Here is an 18,674-nt window from a genome sequence, read left to right on the forward strand (position 1 = left end):
AGTTTGTTGATTGTCTAACCTAGGTAGTATCCTAGATTAATAGTTAGTTAGCATTTATTTGAAATAATTAAGGGGTGATAGACTTTTAGAGGCTTGTAATTAAAACTTACAAACCTCTGTTAAATAGTAATTTATTTTAAATGTAGGTTTATACAACTAATTGTATAGACCTAGGCTTTCCAATAATTTTATGTTGATTTTCCAAACGTTTTATGGCTCTAGAAATTGAAGCCTTCGGAGTTTTTAAATCTGAAGAAATTTCAGCTCTAGATATACGAATGTCTTTTTGTTCGTAGATGTTAGACTTATTTTTTAAGTAATAAAATAGCCTGTTTTCCAATGAATGTGTTAATAGGTTTTGAAGCCTATAAACCATAGTACTAATGTTGTGTTCACTAGAGTTAATAATAGCTTTTTTAAAAGACAAGCAATTACTTTCCCATTCTGCCACTTTATCGTTTGGTACCCATAACAAAGTGCTATCTTCTATTGCAGTTATAGAAATAGGAGAAGCTTGGTTTTCTGTCATGTTCATTAACACTATCAGAGGGTTGTTTTTTGGTGAAATATGGTATAATAGAAGTGAGCTATCATCTTGATCTAAATGCGCTTTTAAAACACCTTTAATTATAATAGCGCTATGATTAATAGGTACATCTTTTAATAAGATAGGGTCACCTGTGATATATTTCTTTTTTATAGCAGTAGATTGAATTAATCTAACTGTTGATTCTTTACAATTGATGAGGGACTTTAAAATCATTATAAATTATTTTACAATTAATTATTGCTTAAATCTATAAGCGGTTATTTAGTAGTAAATTATATTGTGTTCTTACAATATATTTTAAACAGTGTGTAAAAAGAAAACCCTATGTTTTCTTCATACTAAATACTTATAAGGCATAAGTATTACTTATAGTTTAGGAATAGAAGGGGCTTAGCAATAGTTTGCTTGTTTTATTTTGAAAAAAAGAAAGTAATTTTTTATTCATAAGTATTAATTTTTAGGGGATTAATATTCTAATAAAGACGAATTTAGTGTAAAATGTTAAATAAATGTTAATTTTACATTAAAAAAATACTACCTGAATTGTTTAAGCTAGAATTTGGTAACTCTTTTAGCTGAAATTACTAGTGAATATCTTATAAACAGATGCTTAATGTGATGTAAATCAATTTTTGATACAAGTCAAATCGTGATTTCTGTTAAATCAAATGGTTTTTCTTATCTCAATTTTGTGGACTTGAAATTAACTAAGTGTTACTTAGAAATTAACAACCACAAAAAATAAGCATTCATGAGAAAAACAATTTTATTATTAACACTGCTGCTTCTTAGTTACAGTTTAAATGCACAAGTAAGTGTTTCTGGAGATTATAGTATTAGAGTAGATAACAATAATAATGATCCAGGAGTAGATTACTTTAAAATTTACCAAGGGAAAGGAAGTAGTCCTTTTTTTAGAGGCTCAAATCAGTATGTGAAGTTTTTATCAGATGAAATACTTCACTATGCCAAAGATCGATTTTATCTAATGTCTGAGAAAGACGTAGAGATGAGAGTAGGAAGGCATAATAATACTAGCGCAATATTTAAAGTTCAAATAGGACACGATTCTAAAAATGAGGTTTTTAGAACGTCTTTAGCCGAATCAACTTTTCATACAAATTCATTTAAACTTTTTGGTTATAAAGGAAGTGATAGTTTTTTAGATATCAATAGAGGGAGTTTTAAAGCTAAACATTCAGCTTCATTTAGTGTTCATATTGATGATAATAGTAATGATCCAAATGTGGATACATTTAAAATATTGCACGGTACTAATGGGGCTAAAATATTTGATGTAGGTATAAGTAATACCAAACTGTTTTCTAGAAATTTTACATCAGAAAATGATGGAAGCTTTTTAGTAAACATTGATAAAAATAATAATTCACAAGTAGACAAATTTAAAGTTTTGTATGGCCGAGAAAAATCAGAGGTTTTAACTGCAGGAGGAAATAATGTTGTTGTTCACAAAGAACTAATTACTCAAAATATAAAAGCTCAAGATATTTTGGCAAATAAAGTTGTATTAAATGTAGGTTCATTTCCAGACTATGTATTTAGTGATACTTATGAATTAATGCCTTTAGAAAAAGTAAAGGAGTATATCCAAAAGAACAAACATTTACCGAGTATGCCTTCTGAATTAGAAGTGATTGAGGAAGGAATGGATTTAAAAAATCTTACCTTAAAATTAGTAGAAAAGGTTGAAGAGTTAACCTTGTATACTATTCAACAACAAGAAACTATAAATAAATTAAAACAATTAATAAAAAATGATAAACAATAAATAGATAAGTAAAATGAGAAAAACAATTTTTTTGCTAGGTACATTATTACTAGCTAGCTTCAACATGAAAGCACAAGGAAGTACACACATTATTTACTTCGATAAAGATGGAAGTCATCAAGGATCCGAAGGATTATTTATTAATGGAGGAGTAGGAGGTGGAACAATAACGACTTTTAGATCGTTTACAACAGGTAATATTTCTGAGGTAAACTTTAAAGCTAATAGAGAGTTAAGAGCCAAAGGACGTTTTTATGCAGATGGCGATGCTTTTTTTGCCAGAGCAGCAAACTTTAATAGTGGTTTAAGTGCTTCAGGAAATAGTACGTTTTCAAGAATAGGTATTGGTGTTACTCCACAACAAGCAATACATGTAAAAAACCAAAACGTTAGAGTTGATAATGGTGAATATCAGAGTTGGGGAGCGTTAATATTTCATCCAGATGTAGATAATACAGGAGATGATATTATTTCTTTTAGAAATAGCGCTAACGGTGAGATGGCAAAGATTCATGATGGTGTTTTAACAACTAACAGAGGAGTTTTTAATAATAGTATTTCTGCTACAGAAGGTAATTTAGGTAGTGTTTCTTATACACAAAGTACAGGTAGACTTAGTTTGGGGCATGGTACTAATGGAAAAATAACATTTTTAAATGGAAGTAATAACGAAATGGCATTTCTGCAAAATGGAGTTTTAACTTTAGATAGAGTAGTGTTAAATGTAGGTTCGTTTCCAGATTATGTTTTTTCAAAAGACTATAAGTTAATGCCTTTAAAGGAAGTTGCTGCTTATATTAAAGAAAACAAACATTTACCTAATATGCCATCAGAAGCTGAAGTAATAGCTAAAGGAATGGATATAAAACAAATCAATACTGTTTTAGTAGAAAAAGTAGAGGAACTTACACTACATACAATTTCACAAGAAGAAAAAATAGATACACTTTTAAAAGAATTGAAAGTAGTTGAAAAGAAATCAAAAGAGACAGAAAAAAAGATGCAAGCTCTTTTAGAAAGATTATCAAAAATTGAGCAACAATATAACTCAACCAAAAATTAGTTTTAGAATGATTAAAAAAATTACACTGGTAAGTTTATTATTGTTAGGAGTTGGTACTATACAAGCACAACATGTAATTGGAACTGTACGTGGAATAGATATAAAAGCAGATACCGATGCAGATCCTACATATTATGAAGGAATACGATTTTATGCAGCAAACAAAAAGATGGCTGCATTCTATCCAGGATATAATAGATTTTATGTACCTACCCATTTTTCTGATAGAGTAAACTTCAATGAGTCAGCAGTTTTTTACAAAAAGGCTAATATTTATTCTGATTTTGAAGTATCAGGTATTAGTAAATTTTCAAAAATAGGTATTGGTATAACTCCTACTGAAGGAATACATATAAAAAATAAAAATGTTAGAGTAGATGGTGGAGAGTATCAGAGTTGGGGACCAATAATATTGCGTCCTGATGTAGATAATAATGGAGATGATATTATTTCTTTTAGAAACAGTGCTAATAGTGAAATGGCAAAGATTCACGATGGTGTTTTAACAATTAATACAGGAGTGTTTAATCAAAGAATTACATCTGATAATGTACAGTTTCAGCAAGGTACATTAGGAAGTGTTTCTTATAACCAAACTACAGGTCGACTTAATTTAGGGCATGGTACCAATGAAAAGATAAGTTTTATTAATGGTAGTAATAATGAAATGGCATCTTTAGAAAATGGAGTTTTAACTTTAGATAGAGTGGTATTAAATGTAGGTTCGTTTCCAGATTATGTTTTTTCTAAAGATTATAAGTTAATGCCATTGAAAGAAGTTGCTACTTATATAAAAGAAAATAAGCACTTACCCAATATGCCATCTGAAGCTGAAGTACTTGCCAATGGAATGGATATAAAACAAGTAAACACAGTTTTAGTAGAAAAAGTTGAAGAACTTACATTACATACAATAGCTCAAGAAGAAAAAATAGAGAAGTTGTTAAAAGAATTGACAGCGATAAAAGAAGCTATAAAATCAACAAAAAATAAATAAAGAAAATGAGAAACAAATTTATTTTGTTTTTGTGCCTATTCTTCATAGGTGCAGGGATAACTATTGCTCAAGATATAGAGTTATATAGGTTTACCAATACCAAATTGGTAAATGGAAATGAGATGGTTTTGTTCCATAATATTTCAAACAATTCTATAAGTTTAATCAAGAAATCAAGTTCTGACTTCAATAAAAAAGATGGTTATTTACAATCTTTTATATTGAAAAGATTAGAAAAAGGAAAGGTGTTAATTGCTTCAGCAAAGCAGAAAAAATACTTTTTAAAATTTAATAATACTTCTAATGAAATAGTTTTTTCAACTATTGAAAATCCAGAACAACTAAATGAATATACATGGCAAATTCAATTTGCTGGAACAGGTAAGGTTTTAATTTCTCCTTTAAATAATCCTACCAAAGGACTAGTACAGATGGATAATAATACCATTGGAGTAAATGTATTTAAAGATTCTGAAAATCAATTGTTAGTTGGGAATAAAAAAGTAGGTGATCAATACCGATTTACAATAGAAAAATTAGCAAACGTACTTTAAAATAATAACGATGAAAAAAAATAAAATTTTAGGCTATTTAATCATAGCACTATTGCATTCTTTTTCTTTTGTACACGCTCAACAATCGTATGATTTGGCAGTACTACAATTACAAAGTAAGGGAAAGTATAGCAGGATATTTAATCCACAAACAAGCTTAAAAAGTTTGTTAGGTAAAGGAATAAATAAAAAAGCAACCATTGAGTTTTGGGGAATGCATAATACAGCAAGTTCAGGGAATGCTGAAGCTGTAAATTGGCAATTTTCAAATTTAGAAAAAGGTGCTAAGGAGTTTACTTTAAGTATAGAAGAAGATAAGGTTACTTTAAAAGTAGGCGATAATGAGCAGGTAGGAAATTTATTGCTTAGTGATAAATTATTTAAAAATACATGGCATCATTATGCTATTACTTTAGATAAGGAATTTAATGAGTTGAGAGTATATATAGATGGTGATGAATACTTCTTTAATAACCAACTTACTTTTGATGTACACGAATTATATTTTTCAAGTGATAAGAAAACCGATTTGTTTTTAGCAGAATATAGAGGTTGGTCGAATGTAAAGAGTAAAAATCAAATAAAAGATGAGCAGTATCGAACTTTTTATAAAGAAACTCAAAACTCATTATCAGAATTAAAAAATAATGGTTTAGAAATAGTATATACCAATACTAACTATAAAAACGAAGATTATTTTGGAGGAAATGTATTAACTTCTGTCTCATGGGAAAATTTATTATATGAGTATTTCCCTAATGATAATTTAGTGAAAGAAGCAGAGTTTTCATCAAGTTTAAAAACAAATGCAATTGGAAGAATAGGGTCAGATATAGCACATCCTATATTAAACTTGAATAAAATTATTGTTAGAGCAAGTGATGGAGATGGTATAGATAATCCATTGTTATCAGGTACAAACGGTATTTTAATAGAGTGGCAACATGTAAGAAATGTTGAGGCTTATGATGTAAAAAGAAGAAACTTAAGAGCTGGAACTACTAGTACAGTAGTACATTCATTAAAAGATACAGAAACAAGAAGTCCCTCAGAGTCTTTGTTTTTCGTTGATAGAGGAATTTTACCAAACGAAATATACGAATACACAGTTGAAGCTAAAAAAAATGGAGCAACAACATTATCAGGAAAAGATGTAGGATTTGTATTGCCAAATGGAAAAGTAAGTGGAATCATTGAAACATCGTCAAATGTAGCTACGAAATATGCAAAAGTAGAAGCAATTGCAGATAGAAATATAAACCCAGGAGGAGCTTTAAAATTTGTACAAGGAAAAAAGCCGTTATTAATAAAAAATATCGATGCTTTTAGAAAAGCTAAAGGAGGCGCTACATTAGAATTTTGGTATAATACTCCTACTGTATCGGAAGGAGAAAATAAGATTTTAAAAGTAGGGAATAGCGAGTTAGTTCTTCAGAGAAATAAAATAATAGTAAAAGTTAATGGAACTAATTACTTAGAAGGAACAAGAACATCAGATACAAACTGGCATCATTATGCGTTTGTGTTTAGTGCTTCTGGAGGAACGTTATATGAAGATGGAAACCCTATAGATAATGCTAGTACAGCTACTTTACTTAACTTGAACTTAAGTAGTGTAAATGCATTTTCTTTAAATGAAACAGTGAATGTAACGTATTATTTAGATGAGGTTCGTTTATGGGATAGACCAAGAACAGCATTAGAGATAAGTAAATATTCAAATCATATTATTGGAGGAGATGTAGAAGGTTTATTTGCTTATTATCGTTTTGACTTTAACGATACACATAAAGCATTTAACTATTCACCAACAAGAAGAGGACAGTATATAGCAGAAACTGAAAGTGAGTTAGAACATTTAGCAGCAGAAGAGCAGCCACAAATAACATATGCTACATATACCAATGAAACAGGGAATTATGAGTTTAATACTTTAAATACGGGAATTCAAGGTGTAACAAATAACGATAATAAGTTTGAATACACAGTAACACCATCAAAACCGAGATTTGAATTTTTACCAAAAAATAGGTTAGTAGGTGTACCAAGAAGACTAAATGGTGCTGAGGTTACAGCTGTAAACTTTAATGATGTATCTAGTTTACCAGTAACTGGAGTTATTTCATATAAGGTAGGAGAAGAATTATATCCAGTAATTAGAGGAACTTCAATTGAGGTAGACGGTTCAGTAATTCAAAGTAGTGAAGATGCTAAAGTTACTACAGATAATACAGGAACTTATGCTATTAAAACAGCTCCTGGAAAACATATCATTACACCTAGCGCTAGATTATCATTAGCAAATGAAGAGCGTTTAAATGAAGGAAGTTTAGCTTTTGATGGAAAAACAGGATATGCTCGTTCTTCTAAATCTATTACGAATGAAGGAGAAAGTTTTGTTTGGTCAGGTTTCATCAGACCATTTTTAAGAACAAATACAGAAGAGGAAATTCCAGCAGTTCAAACAATTTTGCAATGGGGAACTTTAAGTTTAAAGTTAGTTAATAATACAACGTTAAAAGTGTATAAAGGAACTGAAGTAAAGTTATCGGAAACATTGCCAACAAATAGCCCAGGACAATTTTCTTTCTTCAGTATAAATTTCGACAAGGCAAAAGGAACAATGTCGCTGTATGTAAATAATAAGAGGAAGAACACAGCTTTAAGTAGCTTAGCTATAGCTGGTAACTTAGTAGTAGGAGCAGAAGAAAAAGCAGGTGAGTATGTTAACTTTTCAAAATCACATGTAGACTTATTAGAGTATAGAACAACAGCACTTGAAGAAGAAGATGTTGTTAAGATAAGAGAAGGTAAACATCTTACAACAGAAAAATCTCAATTAACATTATCGTATAGTTTTGACCAAAAGTATGGAACTAAAGCAATTAATTTAGTTACTAGCGATTTAGAAAATAACTATTTACAATTTGAAGGAGGATGTAAGTTTGATAATACTACGCATAAACAATATGTTAGAGAAGTAAAGTATACATATAAAGCTACTAATGAAAGCTTAAATCCTAAAGGAAATAGTTATGAAGTGGTTTTAGAAGAGCCTTTACAAAATGTGAATTTTGAAAATACTACGCGTCGTAGTTTTATAGGAAACATAGTAGTTCCATGTAATAATAATGTGGGATCTTGGACAGGAAAAATAGTCCGTACAGATATTGAGTCTCCAAAGTTTGAAAAAACAATTAGTGTAGCAAACTTTAATAATAATGCAACAGTATTTACAGTAAACGATTTATTACCTGGTCAATATAGAGTAGAGATTACCAATGTTGATAGTAATAGAAAATTAGATAGCCCTATTATAGATTTACGTAGAAGTAATGTAATTTATGATTTCGAATTTAGAAACCCTATAGAAATCGAAATAGAGTTATTTAAGTTTGACATGGCTGGTGTTAGAGATGTTGGTAATATGAGAGATTATGTTGGAGAACAAATCAATAGTACATGTAATGGAAGCTATACATTTAATTCTCATGATGGATTTAAAATGGATGTTAGTGTTTTTGAAAGGTATGGAGCAAATAAATGTGTAGTAGAAGGAGCTGAGGTAACACTTGGAGGAGATGCTATTTTATCAGATAGTAATTTATCAGGAACTACTTTAAGTAAGGGATTGTTAGAAATTATTACACAAGTATCATCACCAAACTTTTTAGGAGATCATACAAGAAACTTTTTAATCTCAGCAAGTCATAATGGAAGAACTGCATCAGTAACTAAAAAAGCAATTATTTTAGGAGCTCGTCAAGGAAATTCAGATTTTACATTAGTAGAACCACAAGTAGGATTTGTATTACACGATCCTCCAGGAGATAACAGTTCTGCAACTTTAGCTAAAGGAGCTACTTATTCATATTCTTTTTCAGCAGAAAATGGAATTGGTTTGGAAATAGACAATTCAATTGGAGCTAAATTAAAGTTTAAAAAACAAATTTTAACAGGAGTAGTAGCAGCGCCATTAGGAGTTGGAACTGTAGCAGGTTTTGTAAATCCAGCACTTCAAACAAGTAGTGATACTAAAGGGTTAATAGGAGGAAAGTTCGATTATGTAAGACATAGTGGTAATTCTGAAACAGTAACCCTAGAAAAATCTATTTCAACACCTTCAGATCCAACTTATGTAGGTGAAGACGCCGATGTATTTATAGGTACTTCTAAGGTAATTACGTTTGGAACAGGACAAGTATTAAAATTAAACGGATGTTCGCCAGTAGTAGAAAGCTCAAGTAAGGTAGCAAAACCATCTACAATTACGCCATTTGCTTATACAAAACAAAGTTTAAATGACATCGTTATACCTAATTTATATCAATTAGCAATAGCTAAATATGATAAAAATAATAACATAGTAAGTCCACCTAAAGACAGAGATTATCTAGATTTAAAAGGAACTTTAGAAAAGTTATTAGCAAGCACTCCAAAAGATAGAGAAGATAAGGATATAGTTAATTATTTACATCAAATTTCTAGATGGAATGCTATTATTAAAAAGAATCATGATAAGAGAACAAAAGCATATTTTGATAGTGCACCAAACTTTAGTTCAACAACTAAAAAGCTTACTAACGATAATGATGTAGGACAAAGTGGAGCAGGATTAAATGCATCTGCATTAGATCAGCGTATTACTTTTGATGCATTAACAGAAATTAGTTATACATTATCTAGAGGAAAAACAAAAAGTACAGGAAATTCGTTTAGTGGAGGACCATACGTAGGAGTTAGTTTTTCAACAGATTTTACAGTTTTTGGAGTAGGACTTACGTTAGAAAACCAGACAAAAGTTCATAACTTTAATAGTAGAACAGATACTGATGAAAACGGAAACAATAGAGTAGATAGTTTTACTTTAAATGATGATGATGCAGGAGATCATTTTGATGTATTAATAAGAAGAGATCCTGAGTATGATACTCCAATGTTTTTAACAAATGGAGGAAGAAGTTCTTGTCCATTTGAATCAGGAACAGTACCTAGAGAAGGAGTAGAATTAATTGTAGATAAAGTAGTAGGTTATGGAACTGGTGATGAGTCAGTTTTATTTAACTTAACATTACGAAATACGCAAATTGCAAAAGATGCTACTAGAAAAACTTATATAGTAGGTATGGCAGGAGCTTCAAACCCATTAGGAGCTGTGGTGAATTTAAATGAGTCGCCAATTTTTGAACCAACAACATCTTCAAAATTTGTATTCGATTTAGATCCGAGTTCACCAACAGGAGTTAAGAATGAAATCAAAGCACAATTAAGAATTTCAAGAGGAACCGATGCTCCTTCTGAAATATCATATGAAAATATCAAAATACAAATGTATTCAGAATGTGAGCAAACAGGAGATAGATATCGTTCATATGGAGTTGATGAGTATAATGAAGTTGGTGTAAAACCTTATGCAGAAATTTTAGTAACGGCTCACTTTACAGGAGCTTGTGTAGAGGAAATTACAGCAGATGCTCCACAAAACGATTGGATTGTAAATGGTTCTGATAAAAAGAAATTAGATTTTACATTTAGAATTCCAGAGTTAAAAGGAATGCCAGATGATAAAGATTTCTCAGTAGATTTAGAGTATACTATTAAAGGAAATAACACACCTAAAATTTTAAAGAAATTAAATCTACAGACTTTAAAAGCGCACTTGAATTCTAAAACAGATCAAGTAGAATATAGTGCAGATGTATCTGCATTAACAAATGGGGAATATAACTTTAGAATTGTACCAGTGTGTGGTGATGGAGGATCAGATAATCCTAATAACAGAAAGAATCCTACACCATTTGTAAAAGGAAAGATTGCCAGAGATGCACCTCAGTTAGTATTAACAACACCAGATAATGGTGGGATTTTTACAACAGGAACTATTTCAGCAAAATTCTCAGCACCTATAAATCCAGCTACTGTAAACTTAAATTCATTAGCAATGAGAGGGATTTTAGGAGGTGTACCAAAACCATTAACTTCTGTTAAACTAGATAATGTTGCCGATTTAATAACAATTCCTCATAACGATAAATTTAACTTAGAGGATAAGTTAACAGTTGAGATGTGGGTAAATCCATCTAAGTATCCTTCAGGAACTAACATTCCAATTATTCAAAAAGGAGAAAACTATCATGTTTCATTAATGCCAGATGGTAAAATAATAACAAATGATGGTGTAAAATCTACTAGAGGAATTCAGCCATTTGCATGGACACATGTTGCTGTAGTATATGATAAAACTAATGGAAATGCTGTTATTTATTTTAATGGTGGAGAAGTTGGTTCAGGAAATATTTCAACTATAGGAAACGAAGCCAATACAGAGAATTTAGTAATTTCTCCTATGGTGTCATCAGATTCTTTTGTGGGGTCTTTAGATGAAATGAGACTATGGCAATCGGCTAGAACACCATTACAAATAGCTAGTAATTTTAAAAATCAATTATTAGGTAATGAAGATACCTTGGAAGCATATTTTGTATTTAATAATAATACATTGGCAAAACAAGGAGTAGATGGAGAACCAGATGAAGCAATTCAAGATTTTACAGGAACGGCTAAAGGAACAACAGCTGTAGGAATTGATTTTGTTACTAATGAAGAGGCTGCACCATTAGATAAAACAAAAATGGTTGATGATATTCAGTTTACAACAACAATGTCTGAAAATAATACGATTATTAATTTTAATATGAAGATTTCAGATTTAGAGTTTGTAGAAGGAGCTAGGTTAACGGTCTTTGTAAAAGATAAAAAATTAGAAGATCCATTAGGAAATAAAATAGATAAAACATCTTGGAGCTTTATTGTAAACAGAAGTAAATTAAAATGGAGTCATAATAATATTTCAATAAGTCAAAATCAAGGAGAAGCAACAACAATTGATTATGTAGATTTAATAAATGAAGAAGGAGGAGTAGATGTAGCTTATACTTTTGAAAATTTACCAGTTTGGTTTAGTGTAAACAAAGGAGCAAACCCAGATAAAGATGCTTTAAATGTAATTAGAGCTACAGAAACAAATAGAGATTTGGAGTTTGAGGTTAAGAATTATCTAAATCCAGGAGTTCATACAGCAACAATCTATATTAAAACTAGTAATAAAAATACAGGTGTAAAATTAGGAGTTGAAAGTTTTAGAGTTGAGGTTACGGTTAAATGTCCAGAACCAACAGTTGAGGCTGGTTTTGAAAACAATTATCCATTCTCAATGAATATGAAAGGTAATTTAGTTATTAACTCAGAAAACTCTGTAGATATAAACGATGTTGTAAAAGCTTATGTAGGAAATCAAATAAGAGGATATGCAAAAGTAGGAGCAAATGGTTTGGTAGACTTAACAGTTTTTGGAAATGTTGGAGAAACAGCTGCTTTAAACTTTAAAGTATGGGATGCTTCAGAGTGTACCGAGTATGAAGGTATTGTTGAGAACTATAGCTTTAATTCAAATGCTACAATAGGGTCAAATTCAGCTCCAGTAAAGTTTACAGTAGGAAATAAAGTTACTCGTAGAATACCAGTAGTGTCAGGATATCAAGAGTTAAGTTTTAATTTAAAAGATAACCAAGCATCAAATAAATTATCATTAACATCGATTAAAGGATTACCAGTTAATTCTCAAATTCTTGATTTATTAGAGAATAAAGTAGCGGTATTAGGAAGTAACAATATTTTTACTGGAGGATTAACAGAAATTGATGTAACAAAAGCTTATTTAGTAAATGTAGCACCTACACACGAAGATGTTAAATATATTGAAATAAGTGGTGTTCCAGTTAACTTAGATACTAACCTAACTATAAACGGTGGAAACACAAGAAATGCGATTCCATTTTATCCTAACGATTTACAACGTACAGGATATGCATTACGATCATTTACATCAACAAATGTTAGTGAAGGAGATAGAATTGAAAGAAGAGGATTGTTTGCTGAGTATTCAACTTCTGAAGGATGGAGAGGTAGTTTAACACACTTAACTCCTGGATTAGGTTATATCTTTAAATCGCAAAATGCTGGAGCAATTAATTACTCAGGTATTGTTAAGAGTGGAGCAGCAAGATCAATGGCTAGAAATTCAGAATCTAAAGTAGAAACAGTTGAAGAATTATCAAGTAAGCTAGAAGAAACGCCATCATATAAAGACTTAAATCTTAAAATAGATATTAATAAGTATGCAAACTTTATGTATTTGAATGGTATAATAGCTGATGAAAATTTAGACTCATCAAAAGCACAAACTATTTTAGCATTTGTTAATGGTGAATTAAGAGGAGTTTCTAAATCGGAGTTTATTAATAACGAATATCATTATTATATTGGAGTTGGAAGTAATAATCAAGAGAAAGTTAGTTTCAAACTATATGATGGAGTTAATTTATTTGATTTAGATAATGTAGAAGAGTTTATTGTAGATAAAACATTAGGAAATATGAATGTTCCTTATGAATTTACATTAAAATCTAGAGAAGATGTATCGAGTAACAATTATGAGTTATCATTATCTCAAAATGTACCAAATCCAATCGATTCATATACTCAAATTAGTTTTAGTATTTCTAAAGATGGATATGTAGATCTTAGTTTATATAATTTATTAGGCCAAAAGTTACATACTTTTATAGCTAGAAAAGTAAAAGGTAATGTTAAACACCAAGTAACTTGGGATGGTCAAGTAAGAGGAAGTAAACTTCAAACAGGTGTTTATGTTTATGAGTTAAGAGTAAATGGAAAAAGAGAGAAACGTAAATTAATTGTTAAATAAATATTCCAAATTTTAATAAAAAGTAAAGGGGCTGTTAAGACAGCCCCTTTTTAATGCTTTTAAATGGAATTATCAATAGCTTATGTAAATAAATTTGTGTTTTGCGGAAATCTGCATTTTTTATTGCGGAAATCCCGTTTTTTTATCTAAGTCATCAATATATATTTGTACCATCTTCGTCCAGTTTTTAACTGGAAGGGGAATTTAAGGGGAAAAATAAAACCTTCTGATTATCAGAAGGTTTTTTATTGTTTTTGTTTTTTCTTTTCAGGCATTGGACCTCTTAAATGAATGATTAAACCGTTTAAAAAGTTTCTCAAAATTTGATCTCCACATTCCATGTATTTTGGATGATCTTCACTTCTAAAAAAAGCTCCTAATTCACTTTTAGAAACTTTAAAGTCAACTAAAGCACAAATTTCAATAATATCAGTATCTCGTAGTTTGTGAGCTACTCTCAATTTTTTAAAAACATCATTGTTAGATAATCCACCCATAATAGTAATATATTAATTAGTTAACCATTTTAAAAATTGCCCACGCGTAAATGGCAAAACGCAAGAAACGGAATAAACCAAATAGTACTACGTTTCTAAAAGGATATTTAATCATACCAGCTGTTAAACAACTAATAGCAAAAGGTAAAGGCAATAATGCTCCTACAAGAATTAGAAATCCTCCCCATTTACTAGTGTTTTTAAGGTTTTTAGCCATTTTAACTTCTAAATAAGTTCTAATAGACTCAATTTTTAAAGAAGCTCTACCAATAAAATAGGCTGTAAGACCTCCAAAATATGATAAAGTTGCTAAAATAGATAAGTTTAAAACTGGATTGGCAGTTTTCTTAGACCATGCGATAAAAATTTCTGGCGGAATTAATCCTAAGATTGTTTCAGATATAAAGAAGGTAACTAAAACACCAAGCCTAGAAAAAGTTTCGGTCATGGCTTGTAAACCGTCATTAATATTATAAACGTATTTATTAAATAAATATATACCTACAACTGCACCCACTATTGGCCAGAAAGCCTTTTTCAAACTTTCCCATATAAACATATAAAAACCTGTACGTTGGTAGTAGGTGTGTAGTCTTTTAACGTGAGGTTTATTCTTTTTTTTCTTTCTTTTTTTCTCCACTTTCTTTCTACTTATTTTTCTAAAATCATTTAGAAGGGGCAAAAATACAAGGTAATTACAGATAAATCAAAGAAATATTGTTAATTATAAATTAGCAATAGCAGCTTCAGCACAGCGTTCTCCATCCATGGCAGCAGAAATAATACCTCCAGCATAACCTCCACCTTCTCCACAAGGGAATAAACCAGCTATTTGTGGATGCTCTAAGTTATCTTTTCTAGGAATGTTTACAGGAGATGAGGTACGAGATTCAACCCCAATAATATTCGCTTCTTGTGTATAATATCCATGCATTTTTTTACCAAAGGCAGCAAAACCTTTTCGTAATCGACTTCCAATTAATTTTGGAAGTAATGAATGCATCGGAGAAGAATTTAGTCCAGGTTGGTAGGATGTTTCATTTAAAGAGTGTGAAAATCTACCTTCAACAAAATCTGTTAAACGTTGTGCTGGTGCAACTTGAGTTCTACCACCTGCATTAAACGCTAATTTTTCTAAATCTTTTTGGTATTGAAGTCCTTTAAGTACTCCAAACTTTTCATATTTAGGTAAGTCTTTATCAACGTTAATTTCAACAACAATCCCAGAATTTGCAAATTTGTTATTTCTTCGAGATGGCGACATTCCGTTTACAACAACTTCACCATTTGCAGTAGCCGCAGGAACAATAAACCCACCAGGACACATGCAGAAAGAATAAACTCCTCTGTTATTTACCTGATGAACTAAACTATATGCAGCAGCTGGTAATAATTCATCTCTTTGACCGGTACAGCTATATTGAATTTGATCAATAATTTCTTGTGGGTGCTCCACACGAACTCCCATTGCAAATGATTTAGCTTTTAATAAAATGTCTTTTTTATGTAGTAATTCATAAATATCTCTAGCTGAATGTCCAGTAGCTAATATTACTGAGTTTACAGTCATTTCAGTACCATTTTGTAACTGAATAGCTTGTAGTTTATTATTTTTAATGATAAAGTCGGTAACTCGAGAATCAAAATGAACTTCACCACCGTATTTTAAAATATTCTCACGTATGTTTTTTATAATTTTAGGAAGCTTGTTAGTTCCAATATGTGGGTGAGCATCAATAAGAATTTGTTCAGTAGCTCCATGGTAAACTAAATTTTCAAATATTCTTCGAACATCACCACGTTTTAAACTACGTGTATATAATTTCCCATCAGAATAAGTTCCAGCTCCACCTTCACCAAAACAATAATTTGAATCCTCATTAACATCATGAAATTGATTAATAGCACGTAAATCTCTACGACGATCTTGTACGTTTTTACCACGTTCTAAAACAATAGGTTTATAACCTAATTCAATACAACGAAGAGCAGCATACATTCCTGCAGGACCAAAACCAATGATATGAATTTCTTTTGCATTAGAAACATCTTTATAATCGAAAACATAATCAGGAGTTTCTGGTAAAGGTTCGTTAATATAAACAGCTACTTTATAATTGAAAATAACATCTTTTTTACGGGCGTCAATAGATTTTCTAAGAACTTTTATTGCTGTGATGGAAGCAATATTAATTGCTAACTTTTTTGAAGCTTTCTTTTTTAAGATATCTTCCTTTCTTTCTTCTATTAAATTAACTCGTAGTTGAAGTTCTTTTACCATGCTGCAAAGCTAGGTAAATTTTGATTTACTCGCTAAAAGAGAAATAAAATACTCATAAGTGCAAATTATTATAGAATAAGAGCATCCTGAAGTCATAAAATATGCCTTCATAAAGTTTGCTTGATTTGTTTATTTTAGCAAAACAAACTTAGTTTTATGAAGATTACTCAGGTTATCGAAAACGTATTTAAAAAATACTTACCATCCCCTTTTACCATTGCTATTCTATTAACTTTAGTTACATTAATTCTAGCCTTAATATTTACCAAACCTATTGATGTTTCTGTAGGGAATTATTCTTTAGAAGTTTTAAAATATTGGGAAAAAGGTGTTTGGAATAATAATCTATTGGTTTTTGCTTACCAAATGATGTTGATATTAGTACTAGGACATGTATTAGTATTAAGTAAACCTGTGAGTAATTTAATTTTAAGAGTAACGCAATATTGTACAAATACAGCAAATAGTGCGGCTATTGTTAGTTGTACGACGATGTTAGTTGCTTTTTTTAATTGGGGCTTAGGTTTAATTTTTGGAGCGCTTTTAGCTCGTAAAGTAGCCGAACATGCTCAAAAGAATAATATTAAGCTAAATTACCCAATTATAGGAGCTGCTGGTTATGTAGGTTTAATGGTATGGCATGGAGGAATTTCAGGTTCTGCACCTATAAAAATTAATGAAAGCGGACATATTAAAGGTATTATGAATTCGATATCATCAGAAAGTGTTTTAGCCCAAATACCTGATATTATAGATTATTCTCAAACTGTATTTAGCTGGTGGAATTTGCTTACTTTTTTAATCGTATTACTAGCGGTTTCTAGTACTTTTTATTTCTTAGGAAAAAAAGCAGCACCAACTAAAATAGATTTACCAGAGTATAAAATGGATGTTGATGAAAAAGCAATGACAAAAGCAGAAAAATTAGATACATCTAAAGTATTAGCTTATGTGTTTGGAATTTTGATTTTAATAGCATTTTCATATCGATATTTTGATGAAATTAAAGAACTAAAAATAACACCAAATCTAATTAACTTTTTTATGTTAGGGCTAGGGATTATGTTGCATGGTAGCTTAAAAAAGTTTAGCAAAGCAGTAGGAGAATCAATCAGTGATGTATCAGGAATATTAATTCAATTTCCTCTTTATTTTGGAATCATGGGAATTATGAAAAGTACTGGAATGGTAACTTTAATTTCTAGTTTCTTTGTGTCTATTTCAACAGCAACGACTTTGCCTATTTTTACTTTTTTTAGTTCGGGATTGGTAAACATTTTTGTGCCTAGTGGAGGAGGACAATGGGTAGTACAAGGACCTATAGTAGTAGAGAGTGCATTACAATTAGGGGTTCCTTTACCTAAAGCAATTATGGCCTTAGCTTACGGCGATCAAATAACAAATATGTTACAGCCATTTTGGGCATTACCATTATTAGGCATTACTAAGTTAAAAGCAAAAGAAATATTACCCTATACATTAATAGCTATGGTAGTTGGTAGTATTGTTTATTTATTAGGATTATTATTGTTTTAGTATGATTTGGCTTTCCGATAAAATAGAATTTCCACCATATGAGTTAGCTACAGAAGATGGACTTTTAGCTATAGGTGGCGATTTATCTGTAGAACGTTTGGTTTATGCATATCGAAATGGAATATTTCCTTGGTATAATGAAGGGGAACCTATTATTTGGTATTCACCATGGGAACGAATGGTATTATTTCCAGAAAATGTCAAAGTATCAAAATCAATGAAGCAGATTTTGAGAAAAGAAGATTATACAATCACTAAAAATAAAGCATTTAAAGATGTAATTTTTAATTGCAGAAGTATTGATAGAAAAGACCAATTTGGAACTTGGATAACTAATGAAATGGAACATGCCTATATAAACTTACATGAAAAAGGGTATGCAAAATCTATAGAAGTTTGGGTAAATGATGAGTTGGTTGCAGGTTTGTATGGAATTGATTTAAACAATGGAGTTTTTTGTGGAGAAAGTATGTTTAGCAAAGTGAGTAATATGAGTAAAGTGGCATTTATTCATTTAGCTCAAAATTGTGGATATAAATTGATAGACTGTCAAGTATATAATGAGCACCTAGCTAGTTTAGGTGCTCATGAAATAGAAAGAAAAGACTTTCTAAAATATTTAAAATAAATAAAATATATT

11 protein-coding genes are annotated in these 18,674 nt (G+C 30.4%); 7 read left to right on the forward strand and 4 right to left on the reverse strand.

What is annotated here, in order from left to right; translation table 11 throughout:
• Window positions 1-148: 148 nt before the first annotated feature.
• Window positions 149-763, reverse strand: coding sequence for a Crp/Fnr family transcriptional regulator (locus Q0958_RS07665; protein ID WP_235273332.1), 615 nt, complete (start codon window positions 761-763; stop codon window positions 149-151).
• A gap of 538 nt (window positions 764-1,301) precedes the next feature.
• On the opposite strand from Q0958_RS07665, the gene Q0958_RS07670 reads away from it, so the two are divergent.
• Genes Q0958_RS07670 through Q0958_RS07690 form a run of 5 tightly spaced genes read left to right on the forward strand, consistent with a single transcriptional unit; the run spans window position 1,302 to window position 13,720 of the window.
• On the forward strand, window positions 1,302-2,339 hold the full coding sequence (locus tag Q0958_RS07670; protein ID WP_299121809.1) for a hypothetical protein: 1,038 nt from the start codon (window positions 1,302-1,304) through the stop codon (window positions 2,337-2,339).
• A gap of 13 nt (window positions 2,340-2,352) precedes the next feature.
• On the forward strand, window positions 2,353-3,402 hold the full coding sequence (locus Q0958_RS07675; RefSeq protein ID WP_299121810.1) for a hypothetical protein: 1,050 nt from the start codon (window positions 2,353-2,355) through the stop codon (window positions 3,400-3,402).
• Window positions 3,403-3,409: 7 nt separating this feature from the next.
• Window positions 3,410-4,399, forward strand: coding sequence for a hypothetical protein (locus tag Q0958_RS07680; protein ID WP_299121812.1), 990 nt, complete (start codon window positions 3,410-3,412; stop codon window positions 4,397-4,399).
• Between the two features lie 5 nt (window positions 4,400-4,404).
• A complete protein-coding gene (locus Q0958_RS07685) occupies window positions 4,405-4,953 on the forward strand; it encodes a hypothetical protein (RefSeq protein ID WP_299121813.1) in 549 nt (182 codons plus the stop codon).
• A 10-nt stretch (window positions 4,954-4,963) separates the two neighbouring features.
• A complete protein-coding gene (locus Q0958_RS07690) occupies window positions 4,964-13,720 on the forward strand; it encodes a LamG-like jellyroll fold domain-containing protein (protein ID WP_299121816.1) in 8,757 nt (2,918 codons plus the stop codon).
• Between the two features lie 245 nt (window positions 13,721-13,965).
• On the opposite strand, the gene Q0958_RS07695 is transcribed toward Q0958_RS07690, so the two are convergent.
• From Q0958_RS07695 to Q0958_RS07705, 3 genes are all read right to left on the reverse strand, one after another.
• Complete coding sequence (locus tag Q0958_RS07695) at window positions 13,966-14,217, reverse strand: DUF1456 family protein (protein WP_299121818.1); 252 nt, start codon at window positions 14,215-14,217, stop codon at window positions 13,966-13,968.
• Window positions 14,218-14,233: 16 nt separating this feature from the next.
• Complete coding sequence (locus Q0958_RS07700; protein ID WP_150900514.1) at window positions 14,234-14,857, reverse strand: short-chain dehydrogenase; 624 nt, start codon at window positions 14,855-14,857, stop codon at window positions 14,234-14,236.
• Window positions 14,858-14,941: 84 nt separating this feature from the next.
• Window positions 14,942-16,498, reverse strand: coding sequence for an FAD-dependent protein (locus tag Q0958_RS07705; RefSeq protein ID WP_299121819.1), 1,557 nt, complete (start codon window positions 16,496-16,498; stop codon window positions 14,942-14,944).
• A 156-nt stretch (window positions 16,499-16,654) separates the two neighbouring features.
• Between Q0958_RS07705 and Q0958_RS07710 the strand changes: the two genes are divergently transcribed.
• The gene (locus Q0958_RS07710; RefSeq protein WP_299121820.1) at window positions 16,655-18,034 is read left to right on the forward strand and encodes a TIGR00366 family protein; all 1,380 of its coding nucleotides are present in this window, start codon (window positions 16,655-16,657) and stop codon (window positions 18,032-18,034) included.
• A gap of 1 nt (window position 18,035) precedes the next feature.
• Window positions 18,036-18,662 carry a leucyl/phenylalanyl-tRNA--protein transferase gene (gene aat, locus Q0958_RS07715; RefSeq protein WP_299121821.1) on the forward strand — a complete coding sequence of 209 codons (627 nt, stop codon included), beginning with the start codon at window positions 18,036-18,038 and terminating at the stop codon, window positions 18,660-18,662.
• Window positions 18,663-18,674: the final 12 nt, after the last annotated feature.

The sequence above is a fragment of the uncultured Tenacibaculum sp. genome (genome assembly GCF_947499065.1).
In the GTDB taxonomy this organism is placed as follows: domain Bacteria; phylum Bacteroidota; class Bacteroidia; order Flavobacteriales; family Flavobacteriaceae; genus Polaribacter.

Coding starts and splice junctions, on each gene's coding strand:
- Q0958_RS07665 (WP_235273332.1), bottom strand. CDS start 763: ATGATTTTAAAGTCCCTCATCAATTGTAAAGAATCAACAGTTAGATTA.
- Q0958_RS07670 (WP_299121809.1), top strand. CDS start 1,302: ATGAGAAAAACAATTTTATTATTAACACTGCTGCTTCTTAGTTACAGT.
- Q0958_RS07675 (WP_299121810.1), top strand. CDS start 2,353: ATGAGAAAAACAATTTTTTTGCTAGGTACATTATTACTAGCTAGCTTC.
- Q0958_RS07680 (WP_299121812.1), top strand. CDS start 3,410: ATGATTAAAAAAATTACACTGGTAAGTTTATTATTGTTAGGAGTTGGT.
- Q0958_RS07685 (WP_299121813.1), top strand. CDS start 4,405: ATGAGAAACAAATTTATTTTGTTTTTGTGCCTATTCTTCATAGGTGCA.
- Q0958_RS07690 (WP_299121816.1), top strand. CDS start 4,964: ATGAAAAAAAATAAAATTTTAGGCTATTTAATCATAGCACTATTGCAT.
- Q0958_RS07695 (WP_299121818.1), bottom strand. CDS start 14,217: ATGGGTGGATTATCTAACAATGATGTTTTTAAAAAATTGAGAGTAGCT.
- Q0958_RS07705 (WP_299121819.1), bottom strand. CDS start 16,498: ATGGTAAAAGAACTTCAACTACGAGTTAATTTAATAGAAGAAAGAAAG.
- Q0958_RS07710 (WP_299121820.1), top strand. CDS start 16,655: ATGAAGATTACTCAGGTTATCGAAAACGTATTTAAAAAATACTTACCA.
- aat (WP_299121821.1), top strand. CDS start 18,036: ATGATTTGGCTTTCCGATAAAATAGAATTTCCACCATATGAGTTAGCT.